The following is a 19,501-nucleotide window of genomic DNA, read 5'->3' on the forward strand; positions in this document are numbered from 1 at the left end:
GATTTTGAGGGTTTTTCTATTGAAAGATAATCCAAACCCAACTATACTTTTCAACTCCATCATTAACACTTCTTTAACTCACAAACTCATTAACTCTTTAACTTTTTGGCAGTTCTACGATCTCGAACCAGTATTTGCTCAGGGTTTTCATTACATCTACCAGCGAGCTGAAGGTTACCGGTTTGGTTATAAAAGAGCTCACGCCCAGGTCGTAGGTGCGCAAAATGTCTTCTTCGGCTTTGGAAGTGGTAAGCACCACCACCGGAATCATGCGCAGGTGCTCATCGTTCTTTATTTCCTTCAGGGCTTCGCGTCCATCTTTTTTGGGCATGTTCAGGTCCAGCAGTATAAGGCCCGGTGTAGGGTACTGGTCCTTGTCTGTAAACTTGCCGCGGTTGTGCAGGTAGTCCAGCAACTCTTCGCCATTCTCCACAAACTGTATGTTGTTATTCAAACGGCTTTCTTCCAGCGCTTCCTTTACAAGCATCCGGTCTTCGGCATCATCATCGGCTATAAGTATAATGATCGATCTTCTGTTTGGATTCATGGGAGTATGGTTTATTCCTGAAGGTGTTTTTTTGCTAAGGTAATAATAAATCGGGTGCCTTCGCCGGGTTTGCTTCTAGCGGTAATATCGCCGCCGTGGCGCACGGCAATTTTGCGGCAAACGGCCAGGCCTATGCCCGAGCCTTCGTACTTCTGCCCTTCCAGGCGCTGGAAGATATTAAAGATGCGGTCCAGGTACTTCTCATCGAAACCAATACCGTTATCTTCTATACTTATCTCTACCAGTTCGTCGCCGGGCGTGGCGGTAAGGTGGGCGTGGCGCTGCACCATTTGTGCCGAGATACGAACCACCGGTGTAACCCCCTCTTTCCTGAACTTAATGGCATTGCTGATCAGGTTCTGGAAAAGCTGGCGCATCTGGGTGGGTTCGGCTTCAATAGTTGGCAGTGGTGTTCGCTCAATTACGGCTCCGGTCTGTTCTATAGTTACCTCAAGGTCCGAGAGCACCTCGGTCAGTATCTTGTCCAGTTTTACTTTTACAAACGCTTTGGATTTGCTGGTAACCCTCGAGAAATCGAGCAGGTCGTTTATCAGGTTCTGCATACGCGCAGCGGCGTTCAACATTCTGTCGATATAATCCTTGCCCTGATCGCTCAGCTTATCATATTCCTTAGTTTTAAGGCGGTCGCCGAAGGCCTGTATCTTACGCAAAGGTTCCTGCAAATCATGCGAAGATACATAAGCAAAGTCCTGTAGTTCGCGGTTGCTGCGCTCCAGCTCAGCGGCATAGCGGCGCAGGCGTTCTTCGCTTACTTTCTGCTGGGTAATATCGTGTACAAAACCGGTGTATACTTTACGGTCGGCCAGCTGCACTTCGCTTATACTTAAAAAGAACGGGAAGATACTTCCATCCTTCCGTAAACCCGAAACTTCACGTCCGATACCGATTATATGGGCTTCCCCAGTATGATGGTAGCGTTCCATATAGGCATCGTGATGGCTGCTGTCTGGTTCCGGCATCAACATACTGATGTTGTGCCCTATCAGTTCATGCTCCTCGTAGCCAAAAAGCTTTTCAGCCGATGGGTTCACCATTTCAATCAGCCCGCGGGTATTGATGGTGATGATGCCATCCACAGCCGTTTTAATAATAGAATTGAATTTATTCTCGCTTTCGCGCAGGGCGGCTTCCGTTTTTTTCTGCTCGGTTATGTCATGTATGATTCCGGTAAATATCTGCTTGTCGTGCAACCTTACCTCGCTTATACTTAGCAGAAACGGGAAAATAGTACCGTCTTTTTTCTTACCCAGCACTTCGCGGCCAATACCAATTATTTGCCCTATACCTGTCTGGTGATAATTCTCGATATACACATCATGCAGGCTCCTGTCCGGCTCAGGCATCAGTATCTTAATGTTATTCCCGATCACCTCTTCCGGCTGGTAACCGAAAATGCGTGCTGCTGCCGGGTTCATGGTTTCTACCACTCCCCTGTTATCGATGGTAATAATGCCATCAATGGCCGTATCGATAATGGCCTTCAGCCGTGCCTGACTGTCGATGTTGTTGCTACTGTTTTGCTGCTCTTCCAATACAAACGGATTTTACTAAATATAAGCTTTCTGCTTTAAACGGCAAAGTATAGCCGCCCGGGCAAAGATACGTTTCGTCTGCCAAAGCGGGTTACCTCATCAAAAGTATAAACCAAACCTCAGAGATACGCAAGCTATACTTTATATGCAATGATTCTTGTCATTTTTGAGGTTGATGCTGCTCATTTACCAGCCTTCACGGGCTGCCTACCTTGCGGTATGCTTAACGTGTGCCTGCACCAACTATATAGTTATACCTGCGGCACCCGGCGGCTTATACCTAACCTTATACCCATGCAACTTACTACACCGCACACTTTTCATTTACCTGTAATGGGCCTTGCCTTTTCTATTGATTCGCCGGTTAAAGTCGCGCGTTTCGGTATTTCATCGGTAGTATCGCTCAGCGATGATGCCTTGCTGGAACACACCCGCTCGCATTACAGCCAGGTGTATAACCGCCCTTACGAGCCCATTACCGATAAAGAAGAAGACTACAGGGCTAAACGTACCACCGCTTTCCTGAACCTGTTAAATGAGATTGTGAAAGAGCAACTTCTGGAGATGCGCACCCAGGATTTTACCCCGGAAACTGACCTAACCAAATATTTTACGTTGTTGCCCGATGCCTCGCCGCTAAGTATAAAGTATAAGCAAATGCTGCAGGTTAAAGATGAGGCACAGAAAAAGCTGTTACAGGATGAACTGCGCAACGCACTGGTAGCTGGTAAAATTGATGTGAACATCATGACCAAGCTGGACAAAACCAACTATAGCAAAACCGGCGAACCCCTGTCGCAGGAATATTCGGATGCGCTGGCTGCCTTACGTGGTTTCGCTAACAGTACGGTTAATTCGTCAGTGGTTTTCTCGGCGGGTATGAACATGCGCCTGTTCGCTTACCTGGAGCAGTTTCCGTGTTTTCTGCCGGATGCCAAAGGTCATTTTGAGAAGACGGTGATCATTAAAGTGAGCGATTACCGGTCAGCGTTGGTACAGGGCAAAATTCTGGCTAAAAAAGGAATTTGGGTATCGGAGTTTAGAATAGAATCAGGTTTGAACTGTGGCGGCCACGCGTTTGCTACCGATGGCTACCTGATAGGCCCAATACTGGAAGAATTTAAGCAAAACCGCCAGACGCTGCAGGCAGAACTTTATAGTTTGTTCAGCTCGGCACTGGCCAGCAAAGGTTTACATGTACCGGTTGAGATTCCGGCGCAGCGTATAACTATGCAGGGCGGCATTGGTACGGCAGCCGAGCACGATTTTCTGCAGGACTATTATGGCATAGATGCCACCGGCTGGGGAACACCATTTTTACTGGTGCCCGAGGCCACTACCGTAGACGAACCAACCTTGCAGCAACTATCCGCTGCCAAAGCAGAAGATCTATACTTAAGCTCGATATCGCCTTTGGGTGTACCATTTAATGCTTTGCGCGGCACATCCAGTGAAGAACTGAAGCAGATGCGCATTGACAAAGGTAAACCCGGCAGCCCTTGTGTTAAAAAGCACCTGGTTTCCAGCACAGAATTTACCGAAGAACCTATCTGCACTGCATCACGCAAATACCAGCGCCGCAAGCTGGAACAACTACAGGAGCAGGTTCAGACACAAACTATAACCCAGGAAGTATATTTATCGGAAGAAGCTAAAGTACTGGCCAAAGAGTGCCTGTGCGAAGGGCTGGCGAACTCTGCGTTGCAACTGTTCAATATCGGCAAAAAAGCTGCTACAAAAGCTGTTACAATTTGTCCGGGTCCCAACCTGGCTTACTTCTCAGGGGTGTTTAAACTACAGCAAATGGTAGATCATATCTATGGTCGCTTTAATGCCCTCAATCAAACCTATCGTCCGCATATGTTCATCAACGAGCTGAAAATGTATGTAGAATACTGGAAAAACAAGAAAGCGGAGCAACTAGAAAATCTGACCGACAAGCAGGAAAAATACCTCAGTAGCTTTTGGCAGAACATGCAGGATGGCATTGCCTATTACAAACAGCTGTTGCCGGAGCTTTTCAGGAACCAGCTCGAGCGACAGGTACTTATGCTGGATGAACTATTGGATGCAGAAGATGTATTGCTGCAAGCCAGACTCAGCAAAGCCGAAGCTATAGTTTAACAACAATGGATTACATCAGACTTACCCGCCAGTTCTCTTTTGAGACGGCACATGCTTTATTAAACTATAATGGCCCGTGTAAAAATATACACGGGCATTCTTACAAACTGCAGGTAACTATACTGGGCAAACCTATTACCGATACTACAGACCCCAAATATGGCATGGTGATGGACTTCGGTGACCTGAAAAAAATGGTGAATGAAACTATAGTTGCGCCACTCGACCACGCCCTGATACTTCGTGAAGATACCGACCCTGAACTGGTTGCTATGTTGCAGCAGCTTAACCATAAACTGGTGCTCACTTCCTATCAGCCTACCTGCGAAAACATGCTCATCGAGTTTAGAAAAAAGCTGCAAATCAGCCTCCCAAAAAGCGTACAATTACACAGCCTGCGGCTCTGGGAAACAGAAAACTCTTTTGCAGAATGGTTTGCTTCCGATAATGTATAACTTAACTACAACCGTATGTTTTACCTGCTAAGTATAGTTGCCATTTATTTTGCTGCAACCGCCACTCACCGGCTATGCCATGGCTCCCACTCCAGCTAGCACCACGCTGCCTGCTTGTGTTCTACTTTTTGCATTATATTCAGCCACAGTGTACACCAAACTTTGTTAAAAGCATTCTTTAAAACGATTTAAGGCACCTCCCGAAACTAATAAGTTGCATTATCGTTGCAAATACAATATAGGTATTCAAAGATTTAAACATCTGACAAGAAAGCCTTTAGACTAAAACGCAATGCAATGAAAAAAATATCAATAACAGGTTTAATAGCCAGTGTGCTGCTGCTCTTTAACTCCTGCTCCACTAACCCGGTAACAGGTAAAAAAGACGTTATCCTGATGTCGGAAGGCCAGGAACTGGCTATGGGGCAGCAGGCAGACCCGCAGATCGTTGCCCAATTCGGGATGTATGATAACCCGGCCATGCAGCGGTTTATAAGCGATAAAGGCCAGAAAATGGCCGCCATCTCACACCGCAGCAACATCAAATATGAGTTTAAGGTGCTGGACTCACCTGTACTAAACGCCTTTGCCGTACCAGGTGGCTATGTATACTTCACACGCGGTATTATGGCACACTTTAATAACGAAGCTCAGTTTGCCGGTGTACTTGGCCACGAGATTGGGCATATTGCCGCCCGCCACTCAGCACAACAGCAAAGCAAATCTATACTTGCACAGGTAGGTCTTATTGCTGGTATGGTCATCGCACCTGAGCTGGCACAATTTGGTGATATAGCTTCGCAGGGATTAGGTTTATTGTTCCTTAAATTCGGGCGTGATGCTGAACGTGAATCTGACCAGCTGGGTGTGGAATACTCTACCAAAATCGGGTATGATGCAAACGAGATGGCAGACTTCTTTTTAACACTCCAGCGCAAGCAGGAAGAAAGTGGCCAGTCTATACCTGAGTTCCTGAGCACGCACCCTGACCCAGGTAACCGCTATAATACCGTGCACGAACTTGCCGACCAGTGGCAGAAAAAAACCAATGCAACAAACCTTGCCGTCGGACGTGATTCTTACCTGCGCATGATAGATGGTATTGTGTATGGCGAAGACCCGAAACAGGGATTTGTAGAGAATCAGATCTTCTATCATCCGGAGCTTAAATTCCAGTTCCCGATCCCGCAAGGCTGGAAATATCTTAACTCACCACAGGCATTCCAGATGGCTGAGCCTAATGGGAAAGCTATTATGAATCTGACCCTGGCACCGGGTACCTCGCTGGAAGATGCGGCCCGCAAAACACTGGAAGGCTATAAGCTAACGGCAGTAGAATCGAAAAATGTAACTGTAAATGGTAATAATGCCCTGGCTATGGTAGCCGACCAGCAGCAGGAACAAGGTACTATCCGCACGCTTACTTACTTTATACAGTATGGCAGCAATATTTATAGTGTAATGGGTATTACCACTGCCAACGATTTTAACAACTACTTTAACACCTTCTCCGGCACCATGACCAACTTTAAGCAACTTACAGATCAATCCAAGATCAACAAGAAGCCGGAGCGTGTTCGTATAAAAACTATAGGTCAGAGCACTACCTTAGCACAAGCGCTTCAAACATTAAATATGCCTAGCAAACGAATGGAAGAACTGGCTGTGCTGAATGGTATGCAATTAAACGACCGTGTTGAAAAAGGAACTTTGATTAAAGTGATTTCGCAGTAAAAGAGCATAACAAGTATAAAAGCAGCGGCCAAACTATAGATTTATAGTTTGGCCGCTGCTTTCATACTTGTATTTATACTTAACTCAGCTTTCCTTCCAGTTCTTCCACTTCCATCATCTGTTCTTCCCACTGGTTGTTTGCCTGTGCCAGTTCTCTCTGCACAGTTTCAAATTTCTGAGAGGTTTCCTGTAACAGGCTTACATTGCCATATACTTTCGGGTCGGCCAGCTCAACTTCATACTTTGCCAGTTCCTCTTCCAGTTGCTGTACTTTCTTTTCCAGCTCGGTCAGCTTTTTGTTTGCCTGCTTCAGTTGGTTATTTAACTGGTTGTACTCGTTGTTGCTGCGTTGTGGCTTTGGTTCTTCTTTTTTTGGTGCCGGAGAAGTGGCAGCCTGTGCCTTGGCTTCTTTCTCGCGCTTCTCCTGGAAGGCCTCGAACTCGTGGTAAGTACCTGGGTATTCTTTCAATTGATAGTCTTCGATATACCAGATCTTGGTGGCCACATTTTCTACAAAGTAGCGGTCGTGCGAGATCACTACAAACGTTCCTTCGTATTGCTCCAGTGCCTGAATCAGGATGTTTACCGACTGCATATCCAGGTGGTTGGTAGGTTCATCGAGCATCAGGAAATTGGCCTCCGAGATCAGTGTTTTAGCTAAGGCTACACGACTCTTCTCCCCTCCCGATAATACCTTTATCTTCTTGAACACGTCATCGCTGGTAAACAGGAAAGAACCTAACAGCGTACGCAGTTCCACTTCTGTTTTTTTTGAGCCGGCTTGCTGTAGCTCCTGCAGTATCTCGTTGTCCACGTTCAGCGATTCGAGCTGGTGCTGTGCGTAAAAAGACATGATCACGTTGTGGCCCAGCTCACGTTTTCCCTGTATCGGCTCGGTGCCTGCTATAATGCGCAGCAACGTAGATTTACCTTTACCATTCGCACCAATTAAGGCAATTTTATCGCCACGTTCGATGTGCACGTTGGTATCCCGGAAGATGACTTTATCGCCATAGGCTTTGCTCATGTGCTCCAGGCGCAGAATGTGGCGGCCAGGCTGTGTGCTGAACTTAAAGCTGAAGTTTACCTTGGCTGCATCCGGCGCTACCTCCTCTATGCGTTCCATGCGCTCCAACTGCTTCATACGGCTTTGTGCCTGCTTTGCCTTGGTAGCTTTGGCTTTAAAACGTTCAATAAAACGCTCTGTCTGTCGTATCTGGGCCTGCTGGTTTTCGTAAGCTCCTTTCTGTATCTCGTTGCGCAGCGCCTTCTCCTCCAGGTAAAAACTATAGTTGCCCGGGTAGTAGTTCAGCTTGGCTCCCGATACCTCCACGGTAATATTGGTCGTGCGGTCCAGGAATTCGCGGTCGTGCGAAACAATGATAACAGCTCCTTCAAACCGCTCCAGGTATGTTTCCAGCCATTTAATAGATGGTAAGTCGAGGTGGTTGGTAGGCTCATCGAGCAACAACAGCGATGGTTTCTGTAACAGGATCTTGGCCAGCATTACACGCATGCGCCACCCACCTGAAAACGATGCCAACGGTTGCTGTAACTCTTCGGTGCTAAAACCCAGACCCTCCAGTATTGCTTCTGCTTCGGCCTGCATGGTATAGCCGCCCAGTGCTTCAAAACGTTCCTGCAGATCGGCCAGTTTCCCTACCAGGTCGTCATGGAAATTATTTTCGAACTCCACCAGCACCTTGTCAATTTCGGCCTGCAAACCAATAGCTTCTTCAAAAGCCTGCATCGCCACCGAAAGTATACTTTCGTGTGTCTGGTAGCTGAGCAGGTCCTGATTCAGGAAACCGATGGTTGTTTCCTTACTCATTTGTATGCTGCCGCTATCCGGTTTATACTCGCCTACAATAATGCGAAGCAAGGTAGATTTACCGGTACCATTAAGCCCGATAAGACCTATTTTATCTTTCGGACGGATGTGCAGGCTGGCATCCTCGTACATCGGGCGGCTGCCAAAATGAAAGCTAAGGTTATTAATGGAGATCATGTAATCAAATCAAACTATAAAGTACAAAGGTACTTAAATAAACGTATACCGCGCAGCATGTGTGTTTCAGGTATACCAGAAGTGTACTTACTGCGTTTTAACCGTTTGGCTAAACAAATCCCTGCACCAGCCGTTTCATACAGAAATGCATGATATAAATGCATACATTTGCCGTTTGGCAAACCCAATATTTAGCAGGTAACTATGATTGCGATAACTTCGCTGTTAGATAAAACCCATTCTGCTCGTGTTTCTGAACTGACAGAACATTTAGAAACAAAATTTGGGCTTAATGGGGTTAAAATAACTCCCTATCCCCACCTGACTTTGCTTACAGCGGAAGTCCCGGACATGGAAGAACTGAAGCAATACTTGGAGCTTACCTGTTTTGAGATGCCTGATTTTACGATACGTACTACTGGCTTAGGCATATTTCCTGGTCCATCTCCGGTGGTATACATACCAGTACTGCGCACGCCGCCTCTTAACCAGCTACACTCTAAACTGCACCGCAATATATCTGAGATGAGCAGCGAAATGGGTGTTTATTATAACCCTAACATGTGGCTCCCTCATATTACGCTGGCTTTAGGCGACACCACTCCTGCCATGCTTGGTCCAGTGCTCTCGTTTTTGTGCCAGTATAACTTTAACTGGGAGATAACCCTGGATAATATTACCATCCTGCAGCAATGCGGTGATTATTACCTCAAAGAAGAAGAATTCAGGTTTGGCCGGCGCGAGCTGATCAGCTAAACTATAAGCTATAAAACAAGAGCGGCTGCAAGTATAAACCTGCAGCCGCTTCTGTTTTATAGTATAAGCCTCTCGGCCAGAATTACATATCCAGCACGATCGCAAATACCAGTGGCGCAACTATAGTTGCATCCGATTCGATCATGAATTTAGGGGTATCTTTACCTAGTTTACCCCAAGTAATTTTCTCGTTTGGTACAGCCCCAGAGTAAGAACCATAGCTGGTAGTAGAGTCAGATATCTGTGCAAAGTAGCCCCAAAGCGGAACACCTGTGCGTTGAAGATCCTGGTGCAGCATTGGCACTACGCAAATCGGGAAGTCGCCGGCAATACCACCACCAATCTGGAAGAAACCTACAGTAGACTCTTCTTTGGCATTCTGAGTATACCAGTCAGCCAGGTACATCATATACTGGATACCAGTTCTCATGGTATGCACATTCTTGATGTCGCCTGCAATTACGTGGCCTGCATAAATGTTACCTAGTGTAGAGTCTTCCCAGCCCGGGCAAATAATTGGCAGGTTCTTTTTAGCAGCTTCCAGCATCCAGCTGTTCTTCGGGTCTATCTGGTAGTACTGCTCCAGCTCACCTGATAACAGGATCTGGTAGAAGAACTCGTGCGGGAAGTATGATTTGCCTTCCTGGTCTGCTTTCTCCCAGAACTTAAGTACCGTGTGCTCAATGCGGCGCATCGCTTCTTCTTCCGGAATACAGGTATCGGTTACACGGTTCATGTGGCGCTCCAGCAAGGCCTCTTCGTCGGCAGCTGAAAGTTCGCGGTAATGCGGCACGCGCTCGTAAAAATCGTGGGCTACCAAGTTAAAGATATCTTCTTCGAGGTTGGCACCGGTACACGAAATAGCATGTACTTTGTCCTGACGGATCATTTCGGCAAGTATAATGCCCATCTCAGCTGTAGACATGGCTCCAGCCAGCGTGATCATCATTTTACCACCGTTGTTCAGGTGTGTTTTATAGCCTTCGGCAGCGTCTATCACAGAGGCTGCGTTAAAATGTTTGTAGTGTTTCTTTAAGAAATTTGTTACTTCCATGTTCATTAGCTTAAAGCACCCTTTTGCTCAGGGATACTTGAGTCTGCAAGTTATAAATTAATAATGATTTATACTTTACGGTTTATAATCTGCAGCTGTTCGAACACCTGAACGGAGCAGGTGGAATAGGTAGCCTTGATTAGGTCTGCCGATTTCAGAAACGAAACATATTACAGCGCAAAAGATTCCATTTTAAGAACCCGGAATTTTAACTTTTGCACAGTAATACAAGCCGACTATTTAGCAGGTTTTTCTATGATCAGGTTATGGTTGGTATAGATGCAGATATCAGCAGCAATATTGAGGGCTTCGCGCACCATTTCTTCTGCTGATAAATGCGGGGCATGTTTTTGCAAAGCCAGCGCTGCAGCGTGTGCATACATACTTCCCGAGCCTATAGCTGCGATCTGGTTATCAGGCTCCAGCACATCGCCTGTACCTGATATAATCAGTAATTCGTCTTTGTTGGCTACCACCATCATGGCTTCGAGTTTGCGCAGGTACTGGTCTTTACGCCAGTCTTTGGCCAGCTCTATGGCAGCGCGTTTCATGTTGTGCTGGTAGGCGTTTAGTTTCTCCTCGAAGCGTTCCAGTAAGGTAAAGGCATCGGCGGTGGAGCCGGCAAAACCGGTTACTACTTTACCATCCAGCAGCTTTCGTATTTTCTTAACGTTGCTTTTGGCGATATGCTTGTCCATGGTGGCCTGGCCGTCGGCACCCAGTGCTACCTCGCCGTTATGGTAAATACCTAAAACAGTGGTCGATCTTATCTTGGTCATGAGTTGCTTGTGTTTGTTAGCTGGGTATACGCAACTATAGTTTATACTTTGCTGCGGTACGCCTGTAAAACTACGGCATCCTCAAACAAAAAGCCAATTGTAGGGTTTACGCCAAATTGTCGGTAAAAATTTTAAAGTGCGTGCAACCAATTCGCCTGGTTAAGCATCTATTGAGGTATATATAGCATAGCTACAATACAGCAACCTGACTTCTTCAGGAAGTAAAGAAATATTACCCGCTCCAAATAGTATAGATTAGTTTGTATAAGAAAAGCCGCTCTCCTGGAGCGGCTTTCTCTTTTATGGCCAATTTTATACTTGCAGGCAAGTATAGCTTTTCCTATATTTAACATAAAGTTTATTTCGTTTAGCCGCCGTATTTGGGTGTATAAACGTAATAAACTCCGTTTATACAGTAGTTGGGCAACAAATCAAAACAAGATAAATGAAACAAACATTACTGCTCTTTTTCCTTCCATTACTGTTTTGCTTTCATATCGCAGCCCAAGCTAAGAAACCAGAGGACTTCGGCTTCAGGCACCTGCAAACTCTTTACAAGCAGGATACGGTGGATATTCTGTTACTGTCGAAAAGAGGTGAAGAAGAGATGGAGAAGCCGCTGTTCCTCTTCATCCAAGGGTCGCTCCCAAAGCCGCTCATCAAGCTTCAGGAGAATGGAAAGCCATACATGGTGTTCCCTTTTGAACCGGGAATTCTATTGAATGATTATCACCTTGCCATCATCAGTAAACCGTACGTGCCGCTTATCCGTGAGGCGAGCGAGTTGCGGAGGGATATGGCTTACGTGGACCCTGAAATCAACAGCTTCCCTGAGAAATACATCAAGCGGGATAACCTGTACTACTATGCCAACAGAAATAAGCAAGCTATAAAATTCCTGAAGAAGCAAAACTGGATAAGCGATAAAGAAGTAGTTGTTGCTGGTCACTCAGAGGGCGCTGCCGTGGCAGCTAAGCTAGCGGAGCTGTCAAAGGACGTAACGCGCCTCATTTTTGCAAGCACCAACCCTTTCGGGAGAATGATTACCATCATCTCGCAGATGAGGCAACAAGACGACTCATTGGGAACGGCAACAGAGAAGCAGTTTAAGTTGTGGCAAGAGCTGATCAACGACACAGAGAATAATCAGGTTCAGGGAGAGACTACATTCAAATCCATTTACAGCTTCTCCAAGCCACCTATAAATTCATTGCGCAAGCTGAAGATTCCTGTGCTGGTAGCTTATGGCACTGAAGACATCGCTGCGCCTTTTTTCGATTACATGCACCTAGAGGCCATTCGTAATAAAAAGAAGAACTTCACTTTCTTGCCCTATGTAGGCAGGGAGCATAACTTCTTCGGCTTGGACGAGAGTGGAAAGGTGAACTATGACGACTTCGGGTGGGATAGCGTGGCACAGGACTGGAAGGAGTGGCTTAAAAAGAAATAATCCATTGCCCAACAAGGTGCAGCCTTAACCCTTGCTACGCTACGGGCTTCGGCTGCACGAACACGTTAGACTTAATTACAACTATAAAAAAGCTTATGAAAACACTTTATACCTTGTTTACGTCAATGTGCCTCTTGTTAGCAGTACAGGCGAACGGTCAGACCTATCATGAACAGCATGCAGAATGCTCCGTGGCTTTCAAAAACAAAGAAAGTCTAACCCCAGGATTAGTGGCAGACTTCAACGAATGTATGGTGGGAGCAGACGCTCCTAATTTCATTGTAACTACCTTGGATGGGGCAGAAATTGAACTGGCTAAGCTAAAGGGGAAAGTGGTAGTGCTTAATTTCTGGTCAACTACGTGCAAGCCTTGCATAGAGGAAATGCCTGCCTTAAATGAGTTGGTACGCTTCTACAAGGACGCAAACGTAATATTCCTTTCATTAGCACCTGAAAATGCAGAAACCCTTGAAAAATTCTTTGTTAGATTTCCATTTGACTACACTCCAGCAGCCGACGCGGAGAAAGTAAAATCAGAAATTTTCAAACTCCAAACTATTGTACCTTACTCTGTAATCATTGACAAGGAAGGTAAGATTAAGAAAATGTGGTTTGGTTCGTTTCCCGGACGGGAGCATATATTTAGCCTTTATACCCCTCTTATTGACGAGTGCTTGGCAAAAAGATAGAACTACTTAGTCTAACAAGACCTATAAGGTAGCTACACCATCTTATAGCAAAGCCGTTACTTGCAATAAATAATTATGAATCCAGATATAGATTGGGTAAAAGAATTGATTAAGGTTTGTGAAAGTAGTACACTTAATAAGACCTTAAGCTGGTTGGGGCAAGTATATAAGACTGATGTTGACTACAAAAAGGTCCCAATTTATTTCCTCAAGCCAAACAACACACGGATTGATAGAATAATTGTTAATGGAGAAAATGGCAAAATTAGATAGTATTGGAATAGAAGGGAACACGTTCTCACTCTCATTCGATTTTCTTCGCGGACTAACTGAAGACTATAAAAGAACTTTTAACACTTATGACCCAATTTTGGATGAGCAGTACATGTTCTATCCAGCTAAAATTGAGTTTCCTTTTGTTGCAATTGACAGCTGGATTCCAGAAGAAGAACAAAAAAAGGATTTAGAAAATATAAGATTCAAAAATGTCAGCTTTTATTTTGGAAAGAATAAAGTCCCATACCATTATAGAGACGGGTGGATTTTAGAAAATCGGCAAATAAAATAAAATAAAATTAAAGCAAGTAACCACAGCTATACGGCAGCTACGCCACCCCAAAGCCCAGTCGTTGGCAGCAAGTATAGCAAACCAAAAGAATAAAAACTTACTCGGAATTCTCATAAAACTAAATTGGATGAACAAAATGACGCTGGTAGACGCTAATCAAGCTACAAAAGGCTCTGTAGAAGATTTACAGCACCTAAAAAATGCCCAACAGGATATGCGGGAGGCCTACCTGAATGGTTACCCTGGTGTGGTAGTATCCGGTATGGTTTGGCTTATTTCAGCATTTGTAGCCATGTATGTGTCGCCAGACAAAGCAGTTTGGTCCTTACTTGTTGGAGGCATTTTTATACATCCTGTAAGCATGCTGCTCAATAAAGTTTTGGGAGCTGCTGGTGCACACGCGCGTAGTAATCCCTTGGGCAAGCTTGCCATGGAGGGAACTGTATTTATGATCATGTGCCTACCGCTGGCATATGGGCTGTCTTTTCAAAAAGTAGAATGGTTTTTCCAAGGCATGCTCCTCATCATCGGGGGCAGGTATTTGCATTTTGTAACGCTCTACGGTTCCAGGCTTTACTGGGCATTAGGCATCGGATTGGGTGCAGCAGCCTACCTGTTGTTTAACATGCATGCACCTTCCCATGCTACACTTTTAGTGGGTGCAGCTATGGAAATCTTGTTCGGTCTTGTCATGCTCGTAGCGATTAGCAGAAGAAGATCGCCATTATAAAGGTAATTGGGCTGCAAGGCAACAGCCACCAACAAAATGCATTGTATAGGTTACGCCCACACTATACACTGGTGCGTTATTCCTAAAAAGATAACAATCACCTACACATGAAAATTAGCAGAGAAGAGGTTTTAAGTATAGAAGCCAAACTTATTGAGGCAATAAAATCAAGTGACATTAAGTTTTTGGATAGTATTCTATATGATGATCTGCTATTTATAGCACCCAACGGACAGGTGATTACGAAACAAATGGACCTGGATTCTCACCGGGCAGGTGAAATGTTGGTGGAACAACTCTTGCCAACTATTGAAGAAGTGAAAATTGTTGATGATACCGCCATTGTTATAGTTGTTTATGATACAAAGGGAACAATGCTGGGCAACCCCATTGAGGGGCAGTTTCGCTATCTCAGGATCTGGAAACAGTTTAGTGACGGGTTAAAAGTAATCGGAGGTAGTTGCTTTAAGTTAACATAACGCAGGTTTTCATAAATCTTATTAACCCCTTACCTACAACTCTATGTTAGAAATAAGGCCCATTTGCGAGAACTGCGGCAAAGACTTACCACCCGACAGCACAGAAGCTATGATCTGCACGTTTGAGTGTACGTTCTGCGCTGATTGCGTAAATAATGTACTGCATAACGTTTGCCCTAATTGTGGTGGCGGCCTCGAAAAGCGTCCGGTCCGTCCAGGAGTATTGCTAAAGAAGTACCCTGCTGAAACCGAGAAGTTGCTTAAAACTGTAAACCTTAAAAGTTTCGCTGTTTTACGTGATAAAAACAAACACATTGAACCCTCTGACAGGTAGCATTACTTTCTAAAACTAAGATTACAGAACCTAAACTATGGAAATTGAAAACCTTAAATACCCGGTGGGCCGTTTTCAGAAGCCCGAGCAGATCTCAGGTGAAATGCTTGCCGGTTTTATTGCTGTAATTTCTGATTTTCCGGGTAAACTGCACAAGGAAGTACAGCACCTGAATGAGCAGCAACTGGATACCCCCTACCGCCCCGAAGGCTGGACTGTACGGCAAGTTGTAAACCATTGCGCCGATAGCCACATGAATGCCTTGATCAGGCATAAACTGGCTCTGACCGAAGATAATCCAACTATAAAACCTTACCACGAAGACCTTTGGGCAGAACTTCCGGACACTAAAACAATGCCCATAGAACCGGCACTCCATATACTGGATGGTTTACATGCACGCTGGATTGCACTCCTAAAGGGGCTGTCGGAAACAGATTTAAACCGCACTTTTACACACCCTGAACACAACAAGGCCTTTACCCTGGATGAAAGTATAGGCTTATATGCCTGGCACTGCGACCATCACCTGGCACACATCACATCGCTGAAAGAAAGAAAAGGCTGGACCTGATACTACTTAACTGTATAACTTTTGATGCACCAGATGAATATACAGAAACCTACCACATTTGAAGCTTATAGTGCTAACTTCCCGGAAGACATCAGCAAACGCCTGACGCAGTTAAGGGAAACTATAAAAGCTGCTGTGCCTGAGGCAGAAGAGATATTCAGCTACGGCATCCCCGGGTTTAAAGCCAACGGGAAAAAAGTTTGGTTTGCTGGTTATAAGCAGCACATCGGATTATACCCTATGTACGGCATGGAGGCACTGGAAGCAGAAATAGCTCCCTATAGAGGGAAGCGCACAAAAGATACGCTTCATTTCCCTCACAATAAGCCATTGCCATTAGACCTAATTGCTAAAATTGTAACGTATAAACTAACAAAACTATAACAGGATATTGGCTGTAATTTAAAGTATAAAACGTGTGTTCTGGTACGTACGGTAAACTTTTGAAACAATTGGCTCGCTTTATGCTTACTACCTGTAAGCATAAATAAAACTATAAAATGAAAAGGCTTATTCTGTTATTTTTTGGTTTGGTATTGTCGTGGAGTGGCTTTGCGCAGAAGTATAATACGCTGGCTTATGAGCCCGGCAAAAAATTAACCTGGCAGGATTTTAAGGGAAGACCTAAACCAACCGACATACATAAAGGCGCTGAGATTACGGTAAGTATATTTTTAAATGTAAGAGAAACCAGTTTCTGGTCGGGCAGAGTAACTTACGATGCGTATGCTGTTGCCTTTAAAGATGAATCGTGGGTAAGGCCTGCCTACAGAGATGATTACTCTCTTAAACACGAGCAGTTGCACTTCGATATTGCTCACCTGTATGCCGAGACCCTGGAGATTAAATTAAACAGCCTCGACAGCAAAACCTCGAAAGACCAGGCCGAAGTAGAAAAGATCCTGAAAAACCACCTGGCTGAGATGCGTACATTCCAGGACCGTTACGACCGCGAAACCCATGGCGGTAACAACTATGCCAAGCAAAAGAAATGGGCCAATAAGATTGAGAAAGCCATTCGCATTCTTCACGCACCGGCTTAAGCAATACATCACTTATACTTCAAACTAAAAAGCAGCCTTTCTGGTAACGGAAAGGCTGCTTTATTTTTACATGATGCTCAATTACAGCATTGCTAAAATATAATACATTTTATATTTTTATTGTATGTGCTTCAGCTCCAAACTGTAGCAGCAATCTCTTACTTGAACCTAACCTTTATTTATGAGAAACTATTATAAACTATTTATTGCAGCCCTGCTATTAATGGGTGGTTACAGCTTTACAACCGACTACTTTAGTGATGAGAAAAAGCAACATCTGGAGGAAGATATAGCTGCCTACGAAAAACTTGTTGCTTCCCCTACTGAGGCAGTTGCCCTGCTTGATTCTGTTTACACAGAGAGAACGATCAAAATTATGGGTGCACCCATCAAAACCTACGAAACAACCTACTTCTTTGAAGCTAATGGTCAGAAATATACAGGCCTTTATAACCCAACAGAACCGCCTACCATACCTGTTATACCTATACAGTACCTGGCCGAGGACCCAAGTATAAATTCTGCTGATGCGAAAAAGCAACTGGCTTCACTCCATGAAGAAAGCACATCAAATCTCTCGTTATACCTCGGTTTGGGGTTGTTCCTATTCGGCGGAATATCAGCCTACTCAAATATTAGTGCTATCCGAAAAAGACGAAGAGATAAAGAGATGGCACTACAACAAGAGCTTGAAGAATTTAACAGAAGCAGAGGGGTTGTACAGTAAGGTCTTCTGCAGTTTGGCAGCCTCACAAGTATAATTTTTACCTGTAAAACAAAAAAGCCTCTCCGTTTACGGAGAGGCTTTTTTATACTTTATACTTTACTGCAGTTATACCAGTATTCTTACCGGGTTCTCCAGCAGGTTCTTAAACGTTTGCAGGAAGGCTGAACCTACGGCTCCATCCACAACGCGGTGGTCACAAGACAACGTAACTTTCATAACATTACCGATCTGGATGTTACCGTTACGCACTACAGGCGTCTGCTTGATTCCACCAACTGCCATGATGCAGGCATCCGGCGGGTTGATGATAGCTGTAAATTCTTCGATGCCAAACATGCCCAGGTTAGAGATGGTAAACGTGTTACCTTCCCAGTCTGATGGCTGTAATTTTTTGCTCTTTGCTCTGCCACCCAGGTCTTTAACCTCAGCAGCTATAGTTGACAGCGACTTATAGTCGGCGTTGCGCACAACCGGTACCAACAGGCCTTCTTCTACTGCTACAGCTACACCAATATTAATGTGCTTGTTATAACGGATCTTATCGCCTAACCACGACGAGTTAACTGCAGGGTGCTGACGTAATGCCGCAGCTGCCGCTTTAATTACTAAGTCGTTAAACGATACTTTAACCGGAGATACTTCATTTATACTTGCACGCGCTTCAATTGCCTTGTCCATGTCAATTTCCATGGTCAGGTAGAAGTGTGGAGCAGTAAACTTGCTTTCGGCCAGACGGCGTGCAATTACCTTACGCATCTGCGATACGGCAACTTCTTCGTAAGCCTCGCCTGGCGCACCAGGTATAGCTGCAGGAGCAGCCTGTGGAGCAGCAACCTGAGGAGCAGCCGCCGGTTGAGGCGCAACAGCACCTGGTGTAAAGCTTTCGATATCGCGAAGTACGATACGGCCACCTTCGCCGGTTCCTTTAACCTGCGTCAGGTTTATGCCTTTCTCTTTAGCCAGTTTCTTAGCCAGTGGAGATGCTTTGATACGACCGTTTGTTTCGGCTGGAGCACTTGTAACAGCTGCACCTGTAGCAGGGACCTTGGTTTCCTCTACCTTACCAGACGTTACAGCACCAGTACTTGCCGCAATAGCTGCATCAGTCTGCGCATTTTCCTGGCGCTCCTGTGTATCAGCAGTACCCTTGTTATCAGATGCACCACCCTCTAACAAAGCTTTATAGTCAGCACCTTCTTCACCTATGATCGCAATAACTGCATCTACAGCTACTGAATCGCCGGCATTAACGCCAGTGTATAGTAGAGTACCATCTTCGTAAGATTCAAGCTCCATGGTAGCCTTATCGGTTTCCACTTCTGCCAGAATATCACCTGATTTTACTTTATCGCCAACTTTTTTCAGCCAGCTAACCAACACGCCTTCTGTCATGGTATCGCTCATCTTCGGCATTCTGATAACAGATGCTTTAATGTTGCTGGTATCAACAGCTGTTTTAGCGGCAGGAGCTTCTGCTTTGGCAGGGGCAGGTTTTACTTCTTCTTTTTTCTCTTCAGTTTTAGGAGCTTCGGCTGGCTTAGCACTTCCGCCTGCCTCGTTCAGCAATGCAGAAATATCTTCGCCTTCTTTACCAATAATAGCTATAACAGCATCAATAGGTACAGCTTCGCCTTTTTTAGGGCCAATGTAAAGCAGTGTGCCATCGTTATACGACTCCAGTTCCATGGTAGCCTTGTCGGTTTCCACTTCTGCCAGCACGTCGCCGGAACTCACCTTATCCCCTACATTTACTAGCCAAGATGCAATAACCCCTTCGGTCATTGTGTCACTCATCTTTGGCATTCTTATCACTTCAGCCATATATCTCGTATTGTTTTATCGCCCGGTCAGGGCTCCTTATAATCCGCCCAAAATTAGATTTAAAAATATTTTATTC

The 19,501-nt window shown here is 45.1% G+C and carries 20 protein-coding genes; 14 read left to right on the top strand and 6 right to left on the bottom strand.

Annotated elements, in window-relative coordinates; all coding sequences use genetic code 11:
- Positions 1–97 precede the first annotated feature (97 nt).
- Together MJ612_RS07455 and MJ612_RS07460 are read right to left on the bottom strand one after the other, a co-directional pair.
- Positions 98–547 (bottom strand): response regulator, encoded by a 450-nt coding sequence (locus MJ612_RS07455; RefSeq protein ID WP_187032877.1) that lies wholly within the window; start codon positions 545–547, stop codon positions 98–100.
- An 11-nt stretch (positions 548–558) separates the two neighbouring features.
- On the bottom strand, positions 559–2,100 hold the full coding sequence (locus MJ612_RS07460; RefSeq protein ID WP_187032878.1) for a sensor histidine kinase: 1,542 nt from the start codon (positions 2,098–2,100) through the stop codon (positions 559–561).
- A 150-nt stretch (positions 2,101–2,250) separates the two neighbouring features.
- Between MJ612_RS07460 and MJ612_RS07465 the strand changes: the two genes are divergently transcribed.
- From MJ612_RS07465 to MJ612_RS07475, 3 genes are all read left to right on the top strand, one after another.
- The gene (locus MJ612_RS07465; protein WP_250419088.1) at positions 2,251–4,224 is read left to right on the top strand and encodes a hypothetical protein; all 1,974 of its coding nucleotides are present in this window, start codon (positions 2,251–2,253) and stop codon (positions 4,222–4,224) included.
- Positions 4,225–4,229: 5 nt separating this feature from the next.
- A complete protein-coding gene (locus MJ612_RS07470; RefSeq protein WP_187032879.1) occupies positions 4,230–4,679 on the top strand; it encodes a 6-pyruvoyl trahydropterin synthase family protein in 450 nt (149 codons plus the stop codon).
- Positions 4,680–4,976: 297 nt separating this feature from the next.
- A complete protein-coding gene (locus MJ612_RS07475) occupies positions 4,977–6,413 on the top strand; it encodes a M48 family metalloprotease (protein ID WP_187032880.1) in 1,437 nt (478 codons plus the stop codon).
- Between the two features lie 79 nt (positions 6,414–6,492).
- Here the strand turns inward: MJ612_RS07475 and abc-f are convergent, their stop codons facing one another.
- Complete coding sequence (abc-f, locus tag MJ612_RS07480) at positions 6,493–8,421, bottom strand: ribosomal protection-like ABC-F family protein (RefSeq protein WP_187032881.1); 1,929 nt, start codon at positions 8,419–8,421, stop codon at positions 6,493–6,495.
- Positions 8,422–8,625: 204 nt separating this feature from the next.
- Between abc-f and MJ612_RS07485 the strand changes: the two genes are divergently transcribed.
- A complete protein-coding gene (locus MJ612_RS07485) occupies positions 8,626–9,177 on the top strand; it encodes a 2'-5' RNA ligase family protein (protein ID WP_187032882.1) in 552 nt (183 codons plus the stop codon).
- A gap of 82 nt (positions 9,178–9,259) precedes the next feature.
- Here MJ612_RS07485 and MJ612_RS07490 read toward each other — a convergent pair whose 3' ends face one another.
- Both MJ612_RS07490 and hslV read right to left on the bottom strand, forming a co-directional pair.
- A complete protein-coding gene (locus tag MJ612_RS07490) occupies positions 9,260–10,231 on the bottom strand; it encodes a deoxyhypusine synthase family protein (RefSeq protein WP_187032883.1) in 972 nt (323 codons plus the stop codon).
- Positions 10,232–10,467: 236 nt separating this feature from the next.
- The gene (hslV, locus tag MJ612_RS07495; protein ID WP_187032884.1) at positions 10,468–11,010 is read right to left on the bottom strand and encodes an ATP-dependent protease subunit HslV; all 543 of its coding nucleotides are present in this window, start codon (positions 11,008–11,010) and stop codon (positions 10,468–10,470) included.
- Positions 11,011–11,455: 445 nt separating this feature from the next.
- Here hslV and MJ612_RS07500 point away from each other — a divergent pair, with 445 nt between their 5' ends.
- The 10 genes from MJ612_RS07500 (at position 11,456) to MJ612_RS07545 (ending at position 17,604) form a co-directional block, all read left to right on the top strand.
- On the top strand, positions 11,456–12,460 hold the full coding sequence (locus MJ612_RS07500) for an alpha/beta hydrolase family protein (protein WP_187032885.1): 1,005 nt from the start codon (positions 11,456–11,458) through the stop codon (positions 12,458–12,460).
- A gap of 95 nt (positions 12,461–12,555) precedes the next feature.
- Positions 12,556–13,149, top strand: coding sequence for a TlpA family protein disulfide reductase (locus MJ612_RS07505; RefSeq protein ID WP_187032886.1), 594 nt, complete (start codon positions 12,556–12,558; stop codon positions 13,147–13,149).
- A gap of 256 nt (positions 13,150–13,405) precedes the next feature.
- Entirely contained in the window at positions 13,406–13,717 is a 312-nt protein-coding gene (locus MJ612_RS07510) for a hypothetical protein (protein WP_250419089.1), read from the top strand.
- A 127-nt stretch (positions 13,718–13,844) separates the two neighbouring features.
- Positions 13,845–14,447 carry a DUF7010 family protein gene (locus MJ612_RS07515; protein WP_222619718.1) on the top strand — a complete coding sequence of 201 codons (603 nt, stop codon included), beginning with the start codon at positions 13,845–13,847 and terminating at the stop codon, positions 14,445–14,447.
- A 107-nt stretch (positions 14,448–14,554) separates the two neighbouring features.
- Entirely contained in the window at positions 14,555–14,926 is a 372-nt protein-coding gene (locus tag MJ612_RS07520; protein ID WP_187032888.1) for a nuclear transport factor 2 family protein, read from the top strand.
- 43 nt (positions 14,927–14,969) lie between these two features.
- The gene (locus MJ612_RS07525) at positions 14,970–15,260 is read left to right on the top strand and encodes a DUF1272 domain-containing protein (protein ID WP_187032889.1); all 291 of its coding nucleotides are present in this window, start codon (positions 14,970–14,972) and stop codon (positions 15,258–15,260) included.
- A 37-nt stretch (positions 15,261–15,297) separates the two neighbouring features.
- Positions 15,298–15,834: a YfiT family bacillithiol transferase gene (locus MJ612_RS07530; RefSeq protein ID WP_187032890.1), complete on the top strand. Its 537-nt coding sequence runs from the start codon at positions 15,298–15,300 to the stop codon at positions 15,832–15,834.
- 33 nt (positions 15,835–15,867) lie between these two features.
- A complete protein-coding gene (locus tag MJ612_RS07535) occupies positions 15,868–16,218 on the top strand; it encodes an iron chaperone (protein WP_222619720.1) in 351 nt (116 codons plus the stop codon).
- A 116-nt stretch (positions 16,219–16,334) separates the two neighbouring features.
- Positions 16,335–16,877 carry a DUF922 domain-containing protein gene (locus tag MJ612_RS07540; RefSeq protein WP_187032892.1) on the top strand — a complete coding sequence of 181 codons (543 nt, stop codon included), beginning with the start codon at positions 16,335–16,337 and terminating at the stop codon, positions 16,875–16,877.
- Positions 16,878–17,058: 181 nt separating this feature from the next.
- On the top strand, positions 17,059–17,604 hold the full coding sequence (locus tag MJ612_RS07545; RefSeq protein ID WP_187032893.1) for a hypothetical protein: 546 nt from the start codon (positions 17,059–17,061) through the stop codon (positions 17,602–17,604).
- A gap of 105 nt (positions 17,605–17,709) precedes the next feature.
- On the opposite strand, the gene MJ612_RS07550 is transcribed toward MJ612_RS07545, so the two are convergent.
- Positions 17,710–19,425, bottom strand: coding sequence for a pyruvate dehydrogenase complex dihydrolipoamide acetyltransferase (locus MJ612_RS07550; protein ID WP_187032894.1), 1,716 nt, complete (start codon positions 19,423–19,425; stop codon positions 17,710–17,712).
- Positions 19,426–19,501 lie beyond the last annotated feature (76 nt).

Origin of the sequence: Pontibacter deserti (genome assembly GCF_023630255.1) — a bacterium.
In the GTDB taxonomy this organism is placed as follows: Bacteria; Bacteroidota; Bacteroidia; order Cytophagales; family Hymenobacteraceae; genus Pontibacter; species Pontibacter deserti.

What these genes read in the sequence shown, in the direction of transcription:
- hslV (WP_187032884.1), bottom strand. Translation starts at nt 11,010, where the DNA reads ATGACCAAGATAAGATCGACCACTGTTTTAGGTATTTACCATAACGGC.
- MJ612_RS07535 (WP_222619720.1), top strand. Translation starts at nt 15,868, where the DNA reads ATGAATATACAGAAACCTACCACATTTGAAGCTTATAGTGCTAACTTC.
- MJ612_RS07510 (WP_250419089.1), top strand. Translation starts at nt 13,406, where the DNA reads ATGGCAAAATTAGATAGTATTGGAATAGAAGGGAACACGTTCTCACTC.
- MJ612_RS07455 (WP_187032877.1), bottom strand. Translation starts at nt 547, where the DNA reads ATGAATCCAAACAGAAGATCGATCATTATACTTATAGCCGATGATGAT.
- MJ612_RS07525 (WP_187032889.1), top strand. Translation starts at nt 14,970, where the DNA reads ATGTTAGAAATAAGGCCCATTTGCGAGAACTGCGGCAAAGACTTACCA.
- MJ612_RS07545 (WP_187032893.1), top strand. Translation starts at nt 17,059, where the DNA reads ATGAGAAACTATTATAAACTATTTATTGCAGCCCTGCTATTAATGGGT.
- MJ612_RS07485 (WP_187032882.1), top strand. Translation starts at nt 8,626, where the DNA reads ATGATTGCGATAACTTCGCTGTTAGATAAAACCCATTCTGCTCGTGTT.
- MJ612_RS07530 (WP_187032890.1), top strand. Translation starts at nt 15,298, where the DNA reads ATGGAAATTGAAAACCTTAAATACCCGGTGGGCCGTTTTCAGAAGCCC.
- MJ612_RS07515 (WP_222619718.1), top strand. Translation starts at nt 13,845, where the DNA reads ATGAACAAAATGACGCTGGTAGACGCTAATCAAGCTACAAAAGGCTCT.
- MJ612_RS07505 (WP_187032886.1), top strand. Translation starts at nt 12,556, where the DNA reads ATGAAAACACTTTATACCTTGTTTACGTCAATGTGCCTCTTGTTAGCA.
- MJ612_RS07500 (WP_187032885.1), top strand. Translation starts at nt 11,456, where the DNA reads ATGAAACAAACATTACTGCTCTTTTTCCTTCCATTACTGTTTTGCTTT.
- MJ612_RS07540 (WP_187032892.1), top strand. Translation starts at nt 16,335, where the DNA reads ATGAAAAGGCTTATTCTGTTATTTTTTGGTTTGGTATTGTCGTGGAGT.
- MJ612_RS07465 (WP_250419088.1), top strand. Translation starts at nt 2,251, where the DNA reads ATGATTCTTGTCATTTTTGAGGTTGATGCTGCTCATTTACCAGCCTTC.
- MJ612_RS07475 (WP_187032880.1), top strand. Translation starts at nt 4,977, where the DNA reads ATGAAAAAAATATCAATAACAGGTTTAATAGCCAGTGTGCTGCTGCTC.
- MJ612_RS07470 (WP_187032879.1), top strand. Translation starts at nt 4,230, where the DNA reads ATGGATTACATCAGACTTACCCGCCAGTTCTCTTTTGAGACGGCACAT.
- MJ612_RS07490 (WP_187032883.1), bottom strand. Translation starts at nt 10,231, where the DNA reads ATGGAAGTAACAAATTTCTTAAAGAAACACTACAAACATTTTAACGCA.
- abc-f (WP_187032881.1), bottom strand. Translation starts at nt 8,421, where the DNA reads ATGATCTCCATTAATAACCTTAGCTTTCATTTTGGCAGCCGCCCGATG.
- MJ612_RS07550 (WP_187032894.1), bottom strand. Translation starts at nt 19,425, where the DNA reads ATGGCTGAAGTGATAAGAATGCCAAAGATGAGTGACACAATGACCGAA.
- MJ612_RS07520 (WP_187032888.1), top strand. Translation starts at nt 14,555, where the DNA reads ATGAAAATTAGCAGAGAAGAGGTTTTAAGTATAGAAGCCAAACTTATT.